This window comes from Rhizobium sp. WSM4643, assembly GCF_025152745.1.
Lineage (GTDB): Bacteria > Pseudomonadota > Alphaproteobacteria > Rhizobiales > Rhizobiaceae > Rhizobium > Rhizobium leguminosarum_I.
This window is the reverse complement of sequence record NZ_CP104040.1, coordinates 48,848-64,579: the sequence shown is the minus strand read 5'-3', so window position 1 is coordinate 64,579 and position 15,732 is coordinate 48,848. Positions and strand designations below refer to the sequence as shown.

At 62.1% G+C, this 15,732-nt stretch carries 15 protein-coding genes; 5 read left to right on the top strand and 10 right to left on the bottom strand.

The features are described 5' to 3' along the window. Window positions 1-16 precede the first annotated feature (16 nt). The gene (gene dapE, locus N1937_RS00325) at window positions 17-1,210 is read left to right on the top strand and encodes a succinyl-diaminopimelate desuccinylase (RefSeq protein WP_260057175.1); all 1,194 of its coding nucleotides are present in this window, start codon (window positions 17-19) and stop codon (window positions 1,208-1,210) included. After that, a complete protein-coding gene (locus N1937_RS00320) occupies window positions 1,197-1,793 on the top strand; it encodes a hypothetical protein (RefSeq protein WP_162115383.1) in 597 nt (198 codons plus the stop codon). The genes dapE and N1937_RS00320 overlap by 14 nt, the downstream gene beginning before the upstream one ends. Here the strand turns inward: N1937_RS00320 and truA are convergent, their stop codons facing one another. The 6 genes from truA to N1937_RS00290 all read right to left on the bottom strand — a co-directional run bounded on the left by truA (window position 1,794) and on the right by N1937_RS00290 (window position 6,451). After that, window positions 1,794-2,618 carry a tRNA pseudouridine(38-40) synthase TruA gene (gene truA / locus N1937_RS00315; RefSeq protein ID WP_260057174.1) on the bottom strand — a complete coding sequence of 275 codons (825 nt, stop codon included), beginning with the start codon at window positions 2,616-2,618 and terminating at the stop codon, window positions 1,794-1,796. After that, complete coding sequence (gene fmt, locus N1937_RS00310; RefSeq protein ID WP_260057173.1) at window positions 2,618-3,553, bottom strand: methionyl-tRNA formyltransferase; 936 nt, start codon at window positions 3,551-3,553, stop codon at window positions 2,618-2,620. The genes truA and fmt overlap by 1 nt, the downstream gene beginning before the upstream one ends. A gap of 20 nt (window positions 3,554-3,573) precedes the next feature. Beyond that, on the bottom strand, window positions 3,574-3,996 hold the full coding sequence (locus tag N1937_RS00305) for a type II toxin-antitoxin system VapC family toxin (protein ID WP_260057172.1): 423 nt from the start codon (window positions 3,994-3,996) through the stop codon (window positions 3,574-3,576). Then, window positions 3,993-4,277: a FitA-like ribbon-helix-helix domain-containing protein gene (locus N1937_RS00300; protein ID WP_162115387.1), complete on the bottom strand. Its 285-nt coding sequence runs from the start codon at window positions 4,275-4,277 to the stop codon at window positions 3,993-3,995. Before N1937_RS00300 ends, N1937_RS00305 begins: the two co-directional genes overlap by 4 nt. Window positions 4,278-4,341: 64 nt before the next feature. Continuing rightward, window positions 4,342-4,857 (bottom strand): peptide deformylase, encoded by a 516-nt coding sequence (gene def, locus N1937_RS00295; protein ID WP_222292507.1) that lies wholly within the window; start codon window positions 4,855-4,857, stop codon window positions 4,342-4,344. A 97-nt stretch (window positions 4,858-4,954) separates the two neighbouring features. Then, window positions 4,955-6,451, bottom strand: coding sequence for a globin-coupled sensor protein (locus tag N1937_RS00290; protein WP_260057171.1), 1,497 nt, complete (start codon window positions 6,449-6,451; stop codon window positions 4,955-4,957). A 204-nt stretch (window positions 6,452-6,655) separates the two neighbouring features. On the opposite strand from N1937_RS00290, the gene N1937_RS00285 reads away from it, so the two are divergent. From N1937_RS00285 to N1937_RS00275, 3 genes are all read left to right on the top strand, one after another. Further along, the gene (locus N1937_RS00285) at window positions 6,656-7,882 is read left to right on the top strand and encodes a DNA recombination protein RmuC (protein WP_222386616.1); all 1,227 of its coding nucleotides are present in this window, start codon (window positions 6,656-6,658) and stop codon (window positions 7,880-7,882) included. A 104-nt stretch (window positions 7,883-7,986) separates the two neighbouring features. Further along, entirely contained in the window at window positions 7,987-8,886 is a 900-nt protein-coding gene (locus N1937_RS00280) for a ribokinase (protein WP_017966763.1), read from the top strand. 345 nt (window positions 8,887-9,231) lie between these two features. Next, window positions 9,232-11,565 carry a methyl-accepting chemotaxis protein gene (locus N1937_RS00275; protein ID WP_260057170.1) on the top strand — a complete coding sequence of 778 codons (2,334 nt, stop codon included), beginning with the start codon at window positions 9,232-9,234 and terminating at the stop codon, window positions 11,563-11,565. An 87-nt stretch (window positions 11,566-11,652) separates the two neighbouring features. Here N1937_RS00275 and ptsN read toward each other — a convergent pair whose 3' ends face one another. The 4 genes from ptsN to rpoN all read right to left on the bottom strand — a co-directional run bounded on the left by ptsN (window position 11,653) and on the right by rpoN (window position 15,669). Beyond that, the gene (gene ptsN, locus N1937_RS00270; RefSeq protein ID WP_017966761.1) at window positions 11,653-12,117 is read right to left on the bottom strand and encodes a PTS IIA-like nitrogen regulatory protein PtsN; all 465 of its coding nucleotides are present in this window, start codon (window positions 12,115-12,117) and stop codon (window positions 11,653-11,655) included. Between the two features lie 70 nt (window positions 12,118-12,187). Further along, a complete protein-coding gene (gene hpf, locus N1937_RS00265; protein WP_017958734.1) occupies window positions 12,188-12,763 on the bottom strand; it encodes a ribosome hibernation-promoting factor, HPF/YfiA family in 576 nt (191 codons plus the stop codon). A 293-nt stretch (window positions 12,764-13,056) separates the two neighbouring features. Then, a complete protein-coding gene (locus N1937_RS00260; RefSeq protein ID WP_260057169.1) occupies window positions 13,057-13,980 on the bottom strand; it encodes a DMT family transporter in 924 nt (307 codons plus the stop codon). Window positions 13,981-14,109: 129 nt separating this feature from the next. Next, complete coding sequence (rpoN, locus tag N1937_RS00255; protein WP_260057168.1) at window positions 14,110-15,669, bottom strand: RNA polymerase factor sigma-54; 1,560 nt, start codon at window positions 15,667-15,669, stop codon at window positions 14,110-14,112. Between the last annotated feature and the right edge of the window lie 63 nt (window positions 15,670-15,732).

Genomic DNA, 15,732 nt, shown 5'->3' with positions numbered 1-15,732 from the left:
GGATAGTTCGACCGCTATGACCGCTACCGACCCCGTCGCCAATCTCCAGACGCTGATTCGTTGCCCCTCCGTGACGCCCGCCGAAGGCGGCGCGCTCACGGCGCTGGAGGCGATGCTTGCGCCGCTCGGCTTTGCGGTCGACAGGGTGAAGGCGAGCGAAGAGGGAACACCGGAGATCGAAAATCTCTATGCCCGTCTCGGCAAGGACGGCCCGCATCTGATGTTTGCCGGCCATACCGATGTCGTGCCAGTCGGCGACGAAGCCGCTTGGACGCATCCGCCGTTTGCCGCCGAGATTTCCAAGGGCGAGCTTTTCGGCCGCGGCGCCGTCGACATGAAGGGCGGCATCGCCTGTTTTGTCGCCGCCGTCGCCCGCCATGTCGAGAAAAACGGGCCGCCCAAGGGCTCGATTTCCTTCCTGATCACCGGCGACGAGGAAGGTCCAGCGATCAACGGTACGATCAAGCTGCTGCAATGGGCGGCCGAACGCGGCGAGCGCTGGGATGCCTGCCTGGTCGGCGAACCCACAAATCCGGACAGGCTCGGCGACATGATCAAGATCGGCCGGCGCGGCTCGCTGTCGGGCAGGATCACCGTTCACGGCGTGCAGGGCCATGCCGCCTATCCGCATCTCGCCGACAATCCGGTGCGCGGCATGCTGCAGCTGACGCACGCGCTGATGGACCCGCCGTTCGACGGCGGCACCGACGATTTCCAGCCGTCGAACCTGGAAGTGACCACGGTCGATGTCGGCAATCCGGCGACCAACGTCATTCCGGCCAAGGCGTCGGCGAGCTTCAACATCCGCTTCAACGACAGCTGGACCGTCGAAACGCTGCGGGCCGAAATCCTGCGCCGTCTTGACGCCGCCGCCCGGGATGGCGCCTTGCGGCCGGGCCGCGACCCGGTGAAATACGATATCGTCTGGGCCGACCGGCCGAGCCATGTCTTCCTGACGCGCAACAATGCGCTGATCGCCTCGCTGTCATCGGCCATCGAAAGCATTTCCGGCCAATCTCCGCGGCTTTCGACCACCGGCGGCACATCGGATGCGCGCTTCATCAAGGATTATTGCCCGGTCGTCGAGTTCGGCCTCGTCGGCCAGACGATGCACATGGTCGACGAGCGCGTCGCTGTCGCCGATCTGGAGACGCTGACGGCGATCTACGAAACCTTCATCGCCCACTGGTTCGCCAATGCCGGGCTTTAGAGAGGTTCAGTATTACCTGGCCGGCCTCTGGCTGCTGATCCGGCTGGATTCGCGCGGCTTCCGCTACCTCGACATGTCCGAGCGCGGCGTCAACCGCTCGTTCTGGGCGATGGCCTGGTGCCTGCCGCCGATGGGCATTTCCTGGCTCTGGTGGCGGCAGGCCTTCCTGCGCTCTATGCCGCCGGAAGCCGATGTCGATTTTGCCTTCTATTTCAGGCTCGGCCTCGTCGAGGTCGCCAACTGGTTCGTGCCGCTGGTCTTTGCCGGGCTGCTGCTGCTTACTTTTCGCATGGGCGAGCGTTTCGCCCCCGTCGTCGTCAGCGTCAACTGGCTCGGCGTGCCGCTCTCCTATATCAACGGGCTGCTGCTGGCACTGGTGTTCTTCCTGCCCGGCTCCGTCGGCCTCGTCTCGCTGCTGCTGCTCGCCTTCATGCTGGCGCAGGTCTTCGTCCTGGCGCGCATTCTCCGGATGATCTGTCACGGTCATGCGCTGATGGTCGGCGCGATGACGCTGGTGCTGCTCGTGCCATCGATGATCCTTTCGGAATATCTGCAGCACTTCCTCGGCATCTATCCTGCCTGATCAAGCCTCCGATAGATCATCGCTTTCATCGGCACCGTCATCATCAACGGTGACCGGTCTCCGGCGGTCGGGAATCACGTCGGAATAATCCACCTGCATGAAATAGAGCCCGTCCGGCGGCGCCACCGGGCCGCAGGCCTTGCGGTCGCGCGCCTTAAGCGCTGCCTCGACATCATCAGGCGTCCACTTGCCTTCGCCGGCGAGCTTCAGCGTGCCGGCGAAGGAACGGATCTGGTTGTGGAGGAAACTCTGCGCCGTGGCGCGGATCTCGATCAGCTCGCCATTGCGCGTCACATCCAGCCGGTCGAGCGTGCGCACCGGGCTGTTTGCCTGGCAATGGGCGGCGCGGAAGGTGGAAAAATCATGCCGGCCGACCAGCCGCTGGGCGGCGGCGTGCATGACCTCGTGATCGAGCACCTTCGGCACCCACCAGGCCTTGCCGGCTTCGAGCGCCAGCGGCGCCCGGCGACTGACGATGCGATAGAGGTAATAGCGCCGCAGCGCCGAAAAGCGGGCATCGAAGAAATCGGGAGCCGCCTCGACGTCGAGAATGGAGACGCGCTCGCCGGCAATCCTCAGATGCGCGTTCAAGGCATTCTGCAGCTGGTAGGGCGACCAGTCCTTCGAAAGATCGGCATGGATCACCTGCCCCATGGCATGGACGCCGGAATCGGTGCGGCCGGCGCCGCGCACCGACACCGTCTCGCCGGTCAGCGACAGCACCGCCGCCTCGATCGCGCCCTGCACCGAGGGGCCGTTCTCCTGCCGCTGCCAGCCGACATAGGGGCCGCCGTCATATTCGACGGTCATGCGGAAACGCGGCATCAGGAAAGCCTCGTGCCCGCCGCAAGCGGCGTGCCCCTGAGGAAGTCGGCCGCCGCCAGCGGCTTGCCGCCGGCCTTCTGCAGCCTGGTCAGCCGCACAGCACCCGAAGCGCAGGCAACCACGAGATCGTCCGTCAGCAGTTGCCCGGCCGCACCCTGACCTTCAGCCAGTTCGGACCCCAGCACCTTTACCCGTTCCGACTTACCGCCGATCTCCAGCTCGAACCAGGCCCCCGGAAACGGCGCGAGGCCGCGGATGTGATTGTGCACATCCCGCGCATCGCGGGCGAAATCGATGCGGGTCTCGGCCTTGTCGATCTTGGCGGCGTAAAGCACGCCCTCATCCGGCTGCGGCGTCAGCGGCAGGTCGTTCATCTCGAGTTTCACCATAGCTTCCGCCATCGCCTTAGCGCCGACCAGCATCAGCCGGTCGTGCAGCTCGCCAGCGGTCATGTTCGGGCCGATCTCGACCTCGCGGGTGAGTGCGACGGCGCCGGTATCCAGACCCTTGTCCATCTTCATCACCATCATGCCGGTCTTTGCGTCGCCGGCCATGATCGCCCGCTGGATCGGTGCCGCACCGCGCCAGCGCGGCAACAGCGAGGCATGACCGTTGTAACAGCCATCCCTTGTCCCGTTCAAAATCGCTTCCGGCAGCAGCAGCCCGTAGGCAACGACGACGCCGACATCGGCATTGAAAGCACGAAACCTCTCGCGCTCCTCGGGGTCCTTGAAATTGACCGGGGTGAAGACCGGCAGGCCGAGCAGTTCGGCCGCCTGGTGCACCGGCGATTTCTGCAGATCGAGCCCGCGCCGGCCGCCCGGCCGCGGCGGCTGCGTATAGACCGCAACGATCCTGTGGCCGGCATCGACGAGCAGGCGCAGAGTCGGAACCGAGAACTCCGGGGTTCCCATGAAAATGATGCGAAGAGACATTTTATCTCGCCAATTGAGGATCAACCGTCTTCAAACGGATTTACGAGCTTGAGATCAAGCCCCTCGAAATTTCGGGTGTTGCGGGTCGCAAGCGTCGCGCCGTTTGCAAGGCAGATGGCGGCAATCATGGCATCCTGGACCGAAATCGGCCGCCCCATGTTCTCGCGTTTCGCCCGCAAGCGACCGGTTGCCATGGCCGTTTCCAAATCCCAGCCGGCGATACGATCGCGAAACTGGCCTTTCACCAAATTCTCGATCGCGCGAGAGAAGCGGTCCGATCCTGTCTTCAAGAAAACCCTTTCGGCTCCGTAAATCTGCTCCATCAAGCCAACCGTGCAAAGCCAGATTCTCGAACCATCCTGCCGCAGTATCCAGGCCTTCACGTTTTCATTCGGCAATGGCCTGGCGAACTCGGAAATCACATTCGTATCGAGAACGATCATTCGAAATCCTCGAACGGCCGGCCGAAATCGTTTTTCCGTGCCGCCTCGATTTCGTCCATGATTGCAGCGAATTCATCGTCTACCGCGTTTTCGCCGACGAAAGCGGCGCGTATCGCTTCATAGGCCGACGAAGTCTCTGGCTTTGCTTCGGTTTTTCTTTTCAGCGCTTCCCGCAAAAGCTCCTTGGCCTCGTCAGAAAGGCTGTTTCCGCTCCGCTGCGCCGATTCCGCAATGTCTCGCTTCATTGCTTCGGAAATATTTCTGATCAGAAAATCACCCATTCGGCACCTCCGTCATGATATCAGTGATATCATAGTGCCTCGCCGGCAAATTTTCAACGCAGCGTCAGAGCGCCTTGGACTTCGCTGCCTTGGTGAATTTCTTGATCACCATCTCCCGCTTCAACCGCGATATGTGATCGATGAAGAGCACACCGTTCAGGTGGTCGATCTCGTGCTGCAGGCAGGTGGCGAGCAGGCCGTCGGCTTCCACGGTCTGTTCCTTGCCGTTGCGGTCGAGATACTTGACCGAGACGGTGGCCGGGCGTTCGACCTCGGCATAATAGTCTGGAATCGAAAGGCAGCCTTCCTCATAGACGGAGCGCTCGTCGGAGGATGTCAGGATCTCCGGATTGATGAAGACCTGCGGCTGCTTTTCCTCGCCCTCGCGCGAGATGTCGATGACGAGCATGCGGCGCGGCACGCCGATCTGGATGGCGGCAAGGCCGATGCCCGGCGCGTCGTACATCGTTTCCAGCATATCGTCGGCAAGACGCTGGAGGTCGGCATCCACCCGCTCGATCGGCTTGGACAGCTGGCGGAGAACGGGATCGGGAAGAATGATGAGTGGCTTGATGGTCATGGCGTTCCCATAACCCATCTTTTCCGACTATGGAATTATCCGGCAGGCGGGGAATACGCTTTTTTGCATCCCCGCCTGGAATTTTGCCATATTGGCCTCAAGCAGCCCGTCGAGCAGCACCGGCGGAACGTCCCTCCGGCCGGGCGCGGAAGCGCCGCAGCAGCTCAATCAGGCTCTCCACCTCATCCTTGAGCCGGCGGGTTTCTGCCGAGGAGTGCTCGACCATGTCCGAATTCTGCTGGGTGATCACACCCATGTTGCGGACGGCGAGGCTGACCTCGTTGACGCCAGTCGCCTGATCGCGGGCGGCCGCGGCGATATCGGCGACGAAACGGTTGATGATATCGATGCGGCTGATCATATCGCTCAGCGCCTCACCGGTGCTGGAGACGATGCCGACGCCCTCGTTGACCTGGGTCGAGCTCTGCGAGATCAGGTTCTTGATCTCCTTGGCCGCTTCCGCGGTCCGCTGGGCGAGCTGGCGGACTTCCTGGGCGACAACGGCAAAACCCTTGCCGGCATCACCGGCGCGGGCCGCCTCGACACCAGCGTTCAGCGCCAGCAGGTTGGTCTGGAAGGCGATCTCATCGATGACGCCGATGATCTTGGAGATCCCGGTCGAGGATTTCTCGATGCCGGCCATCGCCGAGACAGCACTGGTGACGAGTTCACCGGAGTTCTTCGCCTTCTCTTGCGTCTCGCGCACCGCGGCCGAAGCCTTCTCGGCATTGGCGGCCGTCTGGCCGACGCTGACGGACAGCTGCTGCAGGGCGGCCGAGCTCTCCTCGACGCCTGCCGCCTGCTGGGCGGTTCGTAGCGCCAGATCGTTGGTCGCATTGGATATAACGTCGGCGCCGCTCATGATATGGCCCGAGGTCTCGCGTACGGAGGCGAAGGACTGCCTTAGCGCCCTGACGGCGCGGTTGTAATCCTCGGCCATCTGCCTGAAATTGCCCGGCAGGTCGGACGGCAGGGTGGCTTCAAGATCGCCTTTCGACAGCGCTTCCAGACCGCGGCGCAGTTGCTCCAGGGCGATCGCCTGGTCGGATTCGGCCTGGGCGCGCTCTTCTTCCAAGGCGCGACGCTTGGCTTCGAGCGTTTCCAGATAGACCGAGATGGAATAATCCATGTCGAGCATGCCTGATTTGATGACGGCCGACAGCTTCTCGGCCAATGCCTTGCCCTCTCGGCGCGCAAAGATCGACGGCCACTGCTTCTCCATGATGCCTTTGACGAGCTCGGACATGACGATGGCGTAACCGCCGATATACCAGCGCGGCTCCAGCCCGATGCGGGCGTGGGTGCGGCCGACTGCGGTCACGCCGTTGACATAGCTCTCATCGAACGCGCCGCCGGCAAGATTGGCCCAATGATCCTGCTGGCGCTTCTTGGCATGGCCGACGTGATTCTTATCGGCGAAGAAGCCGGCGACAGCAGGGGTCTTGGCGATCTTGGCGTAGAATTTGTCGAGGGCGCCGCCGATCAGCTCTGATATCACAGGGCGCAGATCCCGCATCGACTTGCGCGCCGCCTCATCCAGTTCGATGAAATCGAGGCGCTGCCTGAGGGCATTGTCGGTCTGCTGGGCGGTCATGGAGATCTCTGTACTTGGCGCGCGGCGCGGGAAGGAATTTCTGCGCCGCAGGTTTTGGCCAATATGGTTGAGCAATCGTTAAATCGGACGGCGATTTCTTCTCCCGGAGCGAGGAAGAACGATAGCGTGCGAGGATATTGCACGCCGTCCATTCCGTTCACGTTTTGATCTATATATCGCCGTTTCTTCTGTTATGCTTGCCGCATGACCATCCATTCCGAATCGCTCGCCCTTTCCCTTGCCTCGATCAGTCCGGCCATGCTGGCGCTTGCCGGCGGCGTTCTCGCCGCCCTCGCCCTGCTAGTGATCGTGCTTCTGCTGCGCGGCGCCAGCCTTCGCCGCGAGCAGGCGGAGGAAGCGAGCTTTCGTGCCGAGGAAAACGAAGCGCGGATGGCCGAGCTTTTGAAGATCCAGGCCGAGATGCAGGGCCGCATCGCGGCGATGACCGAGGTCTTCGGCGCGCGGCAGAGCGAACTCAACCAGACGATCAGCCAGCGCCTCGACGGCATGTCGCAGCGCATGAGCTCGACGATCACCGAGCAGACGAAATCGACGCATGAGAACCTGCAAAGGCTGCAGGAGCGGCTGGCGGTCATCGATGCCGCGCAGAACAATATCCAGACGCTCGCCAAGGATGTCGTCGGACTGCAGGCCATTCTGTCCAACAAGCAGACGCGCGGCGCCTTCGGCCAGTCCAGGATGGAAACGATTGTTGCCGACGGTCTGCCGATGGGCGCCTACGCCTTCCAGCAGACGCTGTCCAACGGTTCACGGCCGGACTGCACGATCCGCATGCCGAACGGCGCGCCGCCGCTGGTGATCGACGCGAAATTTCCGCTCGAAGCCTGGAACGCGATCCGCGACGCCGGCAGCCCCGAGGCAGGCAAGATCGCCGGCCAGCAGTTCCGCCGCGATATGGAAATCCATATCCGAGACATTTCCGAGAAATATCTGATCCAGGGGGAAACGCAGGATACGGCCTTTCTCTTCGTGCCATCCGAATCGATCTTCGCCGAGATCCACGAGCACTTCGAGCCGGTGGTGCAGAAGGCGCACCGCGCGCGTATCGTCATCGTCTCGCCGTCGCTGCTGATGTTGTCGATCCAGGTCATCCAGGCCGTGCTCAAGGATCAGCGCATGCGGGCGCAGGCGCATCTGATCCAGGGCGAGGTGGCAATCCTGATGGACGATCTCAGCCGCCTCGACGAGCGGGTGCGCAAGCTGCAAGGCCATTTCGCCATGGCGCAGAAGGATATCGACATGGTGGTCACGTCGGCCGACAAGCTGACCAAACGCGGCGCCAAGATCGAAGCGCTGGAATTTGAGGCGGGCGGCGGCGATGCACCCCCCGCCCGCGACGGCGAGGCCGCGGCCAAATCGGTAGAAAGCCGCACCGGTCTTCTGAAGCTCCGGGTGGTTGACGAGGAGTGATCGCTTCGGGCAGTGTCTCGCCCGCATGAAACAGTAGGAGCATGATGTCGGCCGAAAACCGATCACACTTTTCGGCATCATGCTCTAGAAGACGGGACACATTCATGATCACAGTTTTCGGGTCCATCAACATGGATCTCATCGCCACGACCGAGCGCCTGCCGAAGCCCGGTGAGACGGTGGCCGGCAACGGCTTTGCGACGGCCGCCGGCGGCAAGGGCGCCAACCAGGCGCTGGCAGCGCGGCGCGCCGGCCGCTACGTGCATATGGCCGGCGCCGTCGGCAAGGATGCTTTCGCTGCGGAGGCGCTGGCCCTGCTCGATGATGCAGGCACCGACCTTTCCCTCATCAACCATGTCGACGGTCCGACAGGCACGGCGCTGATCCTTGTCGGCGGCGACGGCGAGAACATGATTGCCGTCGTTCCCGGCGCCAATGGCCAGGTCACGCCTGCCGATGCCGAGACGGCGATCGGCCGCATGAACGAAGGCGATATCCTGATGCTGCAGCTCGAAGTGCCAGCTGCTGCCGTCGAACGTGCGCTGTCGGCCGCCCGCGCCAAGGGCGTCACCAGCATCCTCAACCTCGCGCCGCTGATCCCCGATGCGCCGCGTCTCGGCCGACTTGCCGATATCGTCATTGCCAACGAAACCGAGTTCGAGCGGCTTGCCGGACAGGAGGGCATGGACGCCCAAGCACGCGAGGCAGCCCTTGCGCGCCTGCATGCGGAGACGGGCCAGACGCTGATCGTGACGCTCGGTGCCGACGGGGTCATCGCCATCCGCGACGGGGCGATTTCACGAGCGCAGGGTCTCAAGATCGAACCTGTCGATACGGTCGGCGCCGGAGACACATTCTGCGGCTATTTCGCTGCCAGCCTCGACGAAGGCCTCGATTTTGTCTCGGCGCTGCGTCGTGCGGCGGTTGCCGGTTCGCTCGCATGCCTCAAGGCCGGGGCGCAACCTTCGATCCCCTTGAGCGAGGAAGTCGCTGACAGGATATAGGGGCGTCTCTTTGCGAAACCGCCGGCGAAACGCCCTGTAATTCAGGGCGTTCCGGCGGTTTTCCTTGTCTCGACCGATCGAGTTTCATTCAAATTTAAGAGATTTCCGGCGATGTTCCTCGTGGCCGCCGGTTCCCTGCGCTTTTGGAATCCAGCTGTCGACTGCATAATTCCTTAAATCGGAATCGATTTAAGGATGAAATTATGCAGCCATTCAAAGTGCTACAGCGTCCTTTGCGCGTCTCGAAAAGACGCACGGCGCTGTAGGCGGCTGCCCCATGATGGGGCGAGCCTTCGCTCCTGCGCCGGAGAATGCCCGTTCGGCGCATCCTTGCCCGAGGACCCCATGTTCATTTTTCGCATGAAATCGCTTGCCGCGAAACTCATCGTCATCACCGGCATCGCCATCGCGCTTGTTCTCATCGTTTCGAATTTTTTCCTCATCGGCCAGACCCGGGATCGCGTCCAGACGCTGACGATGGATCAGGCCAACCTCGAAGCGAAATCGATCGCCAATGAAATCGCCGCCAATGTCGGCGAACTCGCCAGCGCCGCTCGCACCATGTCGGGCGTCATCGGCCGCGGCCATGAAGGCAAGTCGCTCGACCGCAAGGGCATGATCAACGTACTGAAAGCCAATCTCGAGCAGAACACCTTCGCCTTCGGCAGCTGGTTCTGCGAACAACTCGGCGCGCTTGACGGCAAGACCACTGAGGTCGCCAACAACAATGACGAAGGCACCAACAAGAACGGCGCCTTCACGCCATACTGGTCGAAGACCAAGGACGGCGGCATCCAATATTCGACCTTCGACAATGATTATACCGCCGCATGGTGGAAGCTCGCCGCCGACAGCGGCAAGGGCGCGATCACGACGCCCTATATGGCCGAGGGAACGGACGTGCCGACGCTGCTGACCTCGATTGCCTATCCGGTCATGTCTGGCGGCAAGATGATCGGCGTCGGCGGTGTCGATATTTCGCTGAAGTCGCTGACCGACAAGCTGCAGGCGCTGCATCCTTTCGGTTCGGGCCGCGTCACGCTGCTGTCGCAGGCCGGCAACTGGATCGTCGCGCCGATCCCCGACCTGATGACCAAGGAATACGACGGCGAGGGCACCGACATCGTCAAGACGGCGCTGTCGAGCAAGCAGCCCGGTCTCGTCAGGAACGTCACCTATGACGGCCTCGATCCCTTCGATCGTGTCGTCTATCCGTTCGCGGTCCCCGGCGTCAACGCCACCTGGGTCGTGCTCGTCGACGTGCCGCACACGGCAATCAACGCGCCGGTGCGAGACCAGACCTACGTGATGATCATCAACGGGCTGATCGTGCTTGGCGCCGTCATGCTGGCGCTCTATTTCGCGGTCCGCTCTTTCGTGCAGCGGCCGCTCGGCGGCCTCGTCGCCAGCGTCAAGGCACTGAGCGACGGCCAATATGGCGAACCAATCGCCGCCCAAGACCGCAGCGACGAAGTCGGTTCGGTCGCCAAGGCGCTGGAAGGCTTCCGCTTCACGCTCGCCGACAGCCGCCGCCTCGAAGACGAGGCCGCCGACCAGCGGCAGGCCGCCGAGACCGAGCGCAGCCGCTCGGAATCGGAACGCCAGGAATCGGTGTCGCTGCAGCGCCATATCGTCTCGATCGTTGGCGCCGGCCTTTCCGCGCTGTCGCAGGGCAATCTCAGTCACCGCATCACCGACGAATTCCCCGGCGAATACGGCAAGCTGAAACAGGATTTCAACGCCGCCCTTGCGAGCCTCGAAGAGACGATCAACACGATGAACCTCAGCGTCGCCAACATCGGCTCCGGCACCGGCGAAATCAGTAACAGCGCTTCCGACCTCGCCAAGCGCACCGAGCAGCAGGCAGCAAGTCTGGAGGAGACGGCGGCGGCGCTCAACGAGCTCACCGCGCAGGTCGATTCCAGCGCCGAGAATGCGCGTACGGCAGCCGACAACGTCAACCTCGCCTGCCAGGATGCGGAAAAGTCCGGCGAAGTGGTGCAGAAGGCGATTGCCTCGATGCGAGGGATCGAACAATCTTCGACGGAGGTTTCGCGGATCATCGGCGTCATCGACGAGATCGCCTTCCAGACCAATCTGCTCGCCCTGAATGCGGGTGTCGAGGCGGCGCGTGCCGGGGAAGCCGGCAAGGGTTTTGCCGTCGTCGCCCAGGAGGTGCGTGAACTCGCGCAGCGTTCGGCCAATGCCGCCAAGGAAATCAAGACGCTGATCAACACCTCGGCCGTCCAGGTCAAGGAAGGCGTCGATCTCGTCGGGCGCGCCGGCGGCACGCTGCACAAGATCGCCGAACAGGTGATGGGCATCAACGACCTCATCCGGCAGATCTCGGCATCGGCCAGCGAACAGGCTGTCGGCTTGAAGGAAATCAACCAGGCCATGAACCAGATGGACCAGGTAACGCAGCAGAACGCGGCGATGGTGGAGGAAGCGACTGCTGCGAGCGTCGCACTCAACGACGAGGCACAGACGCTGAAGCAGCTCGCCACCCGCTTCAATGTCTCAGGTTCGAGGAACGCCGCAGCGCTTGCCTCGGTCGCACAAAAGATGCGGGCGCCGGCAGCCGCGGCCCCTTCGCCTCGCTCCCCGGCGGTCCGTCGCTCCGTTGTTCCGTCGCGCGGGTCCGCGGCCGTGGCGCAAGACAGCTGGGAAGAGTTCTGATCGTCCAACCCCTCATAATGTAAAAAGCGCCTGAGAGATCAGGCGCTTTTTACATTCGAGAATAGATGCGTTATCGCGCGGCGTGCGTCAGGCAGCGTTCGACGCCTGCTCTTCGTTGAGGAAGGCATAGATCGCCTGGGAGGAATCGGTGGCGCGCAGCTTGGCGACCAGATCGTGATCGCGCAGCACGCGGGCGATCCGCGACAGAGCCTTGAGATGATCGGCACCCGCGCCCTCCGGCGCAAGCAGCAGGAACACGAGATCGACCGGCTGGTCATCCAGCGCCTCGAAATCGACCGGCTGCTCCAGTCGGGCGAAGATACCGACGATCGAATGGATGTTTCCCAGCTTGCCGTGGGGAATGGCGATGCCGTTGCCGACGCCGGTCGAGCCCAGGCGTTCGCGCTGCAGGATAACGTCGAAGATCTCCCGTTCGGAAAGCCCGGTGATCCTGGCGGCTCTTGCAGCCAATTCCTGAAGCAACTGTTTCTTGGAATTTACTCTGAGGGCGGGAATGATCGCATCCTGATGGAGCAAATCTGCCAATGCCATTTCTTTTTCCTTCTGTCGCCGGAATCAAATGCAAGGAGCGGCGGCAACACCGCCGCTCACCACGCCGATCTCAGCCTTTGATACTGGCTGAATCGATCCAGCCAATATTTCCGTCGTGCCGACGGTAAACGATGTTCAGATGTTCCTTGCCGGGGCTGCGGAACAGGAGAAGCGGCTCGTCGGTCATGTCGAGCGCCATCACGGCGGTGGCGACCGACATGGTCTTCAGCTGCTTCGTGCTTTCAGCGACGATCGCCGGAGCGAAATCGTCGGCGATTTCATCATCGTGATCAGGAACGGAATCCATAACCGTGTAGGAGACCTCTGCAAAACCATTCAGATGGTTTCCGGCGTGATGGTCCTTCAGTTTGCGCTTGTAACGCCGCAGCCGTTTTTCGATCCGCTGGGAGGCGGCGTCGAAAGCCAACTGCGGGTCGGTCGCCTCGCCGGCCGCATGCAGTACCACCCCGCTGTCGAGATGCAGCTTGCAGTCCGCCGAGTAACGAGAACTCGCCTTTTCCACGGTCACCTGGCCGGAATATCCCCCGTCGAAGTATTTCGTGATGGCCATACCAATTTGGTCCTCGATCTTTTGACGGAAGGATTCACCAATTTCCATATGTTTCCCGGATACACGCACACTCATGGAGTTTCCCTTCTTATGGTCGTTTGCGGGTATCAGTTTACGCCAAGCCTCAGGTTCATCCAAGCACTTCGCACAATCTCAAGCAAGATCGGCTTAGGCCCGCGGGTCCTTGGTACCCTTCTGATGCTGGGGATAACTCCAGATGCCGTTCGCGGCATCGATTGCGGCGGGCTTCTAGCCAGAGGCTACCGAAAAGTCAATAGGGTGGAGAATCACCATCGCCGACGCCCGGGTAACGTGTAGTCGATACCTTGCTTGGCAAAGTTATGCCGCCGATTGCCACCCCATCCACTTTATGCGCCTCGCGCTTGCGTTGCGCTCGTCCTCGCGGGGATCGTCATGGCTGCGACACCTGATATGACGCAGACGAGTCCGATCCAGGCCGTCTGGCTCAGCCTTTCGCCGAGGAAAACGATGCCGATTGCAACACCGATCGGCACTCTGAGATAGGCTTGCGAGGTGGTACCGACCGAACCCAGCGTCTGGACGAGACGGAAATAGATCGTGAAGGCAAGGGCCGTCGAAAAGGCGGAGAGGGCAAGCAGCGCCAGCATCGATGCCGCCGACGGGTCGAGTTCCCATGGCCGATCGGCGACGAGGCTCACAGGCAGGAGAATGACCGCGCCTGAAATCAACGAGCCGGCCGCCGGCACCGCGGGATCGAGCCCCTTGAAGTTCTTGCTGAAAATCGCGGCACCTGCATAACAGATGGTCGCCAGGATGATGGCAAGCTGCGCCATCAGGCTTTCGCCGAGACCGTCGAGCGCTTCGACGCCGATGACGAGGCAGATGCCGACAAGCCCGGCGATGACGCCGAAAAACCTTCGCAGCGTCACCTGCTCATGGCCGGTGATCAGCACGGTCAGCAGGAAGGTGAAGATCGGCGTTGCCGAATTCAGGATCACCGCCAATCCGGCATCGACGGACTGTTCTGCCCAGGCGATCAGCGTGAAGGGGACGACGCTGTTCAGACAGGCCTGAACGAAAAACCGGCGCCAGGTCGCACCATCGCGCGGCAGGCGGACACGCCGGCGGCGCAGCACGGCAAACAGAATGCCGCCGGCAATCAGCGTGCGGGCGGCGATCAACGTTATCGGCGGGATAGTCTCGACGCCGATCTTGATGAAGCTATAGGAGGAACCCCAGAGGGTCGCCAGCACCAGCAGCAGGAAAAGCTCTCTGGCAAGGTTCGGATTTTGCGGCATCATCGTCGGCATTTCGATCTTCGTTTAAGAAAATTCAAAAGGTTACAGCGCCGTTGCGCGTCTGAAAAGTCGCAGGGCACCGGAGAGGAATAACGGGATTTGCGGGCGGGATGCTTCGATCCAGGTCGAAGCATGACGGCATTAGAAGCCGGCGACCTTGGCGAGCGCCCGCTTCTCGCGGCGGCGTTGCACCGAAGAGGCGATGTTCATCGCTTCCCGGTATTTCGCAACCGTGCGGCGGGCAAGATCGACGCCGCCCTTCTTCAGCATCTCGACGATATCGTCATCGGAAAGCACCGCCTCCGGGCTCTCCTGCAGGATCAGCGCACGGATCTTGTGACGCACGGCCTCGGCCGAATGGCTGTCACCGCCCGCGACGGCGCTGATCGAGACGGTGAAGAAATATTTGAGTTCGAAGAGTCCGCGCGGCGTCAGCATATATTTGTTCGATGTAACGCGGCTGACGGTGGATTCATGCATCTTGATCGCCTCGGCGACCGTTTTCAGGTTCAGCGGGCGCAGGTAGTCGACGCCATGCAGCAGGAAGGCGTCCTGCTGGCGGACGATTTCACTTGCCACCTTCATGATGGTTTTTGCCCGCTGGTCGAGGCTGCGCGTCAGCCAGTTGGCGCTCTGCAGGCAATCGGAGAGGAAGGCGTGATCCTCGCCGTTCTTCGTCACCCGGGAAAAATAGGACTGGTTGACCAGCACGCGCGGCAGCGTATCCGGATTGAGCTCGACCAGCCAGCCGCCGTCCGAAGAGGCTCTGACGACCACATCCGGCATGATCGCTTCGGAAACACCCGCCTCGAAACCGCTGCCGGGCTTGGGATTGAGCTGGCGGATCTCGCCGAGCATGTCGAGAAGATCTTCCTCGTCGACGCCGCAGAGCCGCTTCAACGTGGCGAAATCGCGCCGCGCCAGGAGTTCGAGGTTTTCGACCAGAGCCTGCATGGCAGGGTCATATCGGTCCTTCTGCCTGAGCTGGATCGCCAGGCATTCGGCGAGGCTGCGGGCGAAAACACCCGGCGGATCAAGGCTCTGGAGGGTGGCGAGCACGCGCTCGGCCTGTGCGGGACTCGTGCCTAGCCTCTCGCCCGCCTCGACGATATCGGCCTGCAGATAACCGCAGTCATCGAGCTGGTCGACGAAATTCTGCGCGATCAGCCGGTCGGCCACGTCAGACAGGACGAAGGGGATCTGCTGGGCGAGATGATCACGCAGCGACACCTGGCCGGCGACGAAATCATCGAGATCGTAATCGGCGCCCTCGCCGCTGCCCGGCATCGATTTCCACTGGCTGACGAGCTCCGGCGCATCGAGGCGCTGCGGGGCACCGTCATCAGGAAAGACATTGGTGTAATTGGCGTCGAGTTCGTCGTTCAGCCGGCTCGTGCTGGCGCTGCCGCCATTGTCATACCAGTCGCTGGAAAGCGCCTCGGTCCGGTTGTCGTAACCGTCATCCGACCCGGCATCCTCCGGCTGATGAGCATACTCGCTATCTTCGGCCTCGCCGCGTTCGCCGCCCCCCTCGCCGTCATTCGACGGAAATTCGAGCAGCGGGTTCTTTTCGACTTCCTGGGCGATGAACTGGGTGAGTTCAAAATGCGTCATCTGCAGCAACTGGATGGATTGCATCAGTTGCGGTGTCATCACCAGGGACTGGGTCTGGCGCAGGAAAAGATTGGCGGACAGTGCCATGACGGACGCGAAACTCCCCTCAATTCCTCCGGGAATCCGCGTCCGATCAAGGCTTCAGGCCAC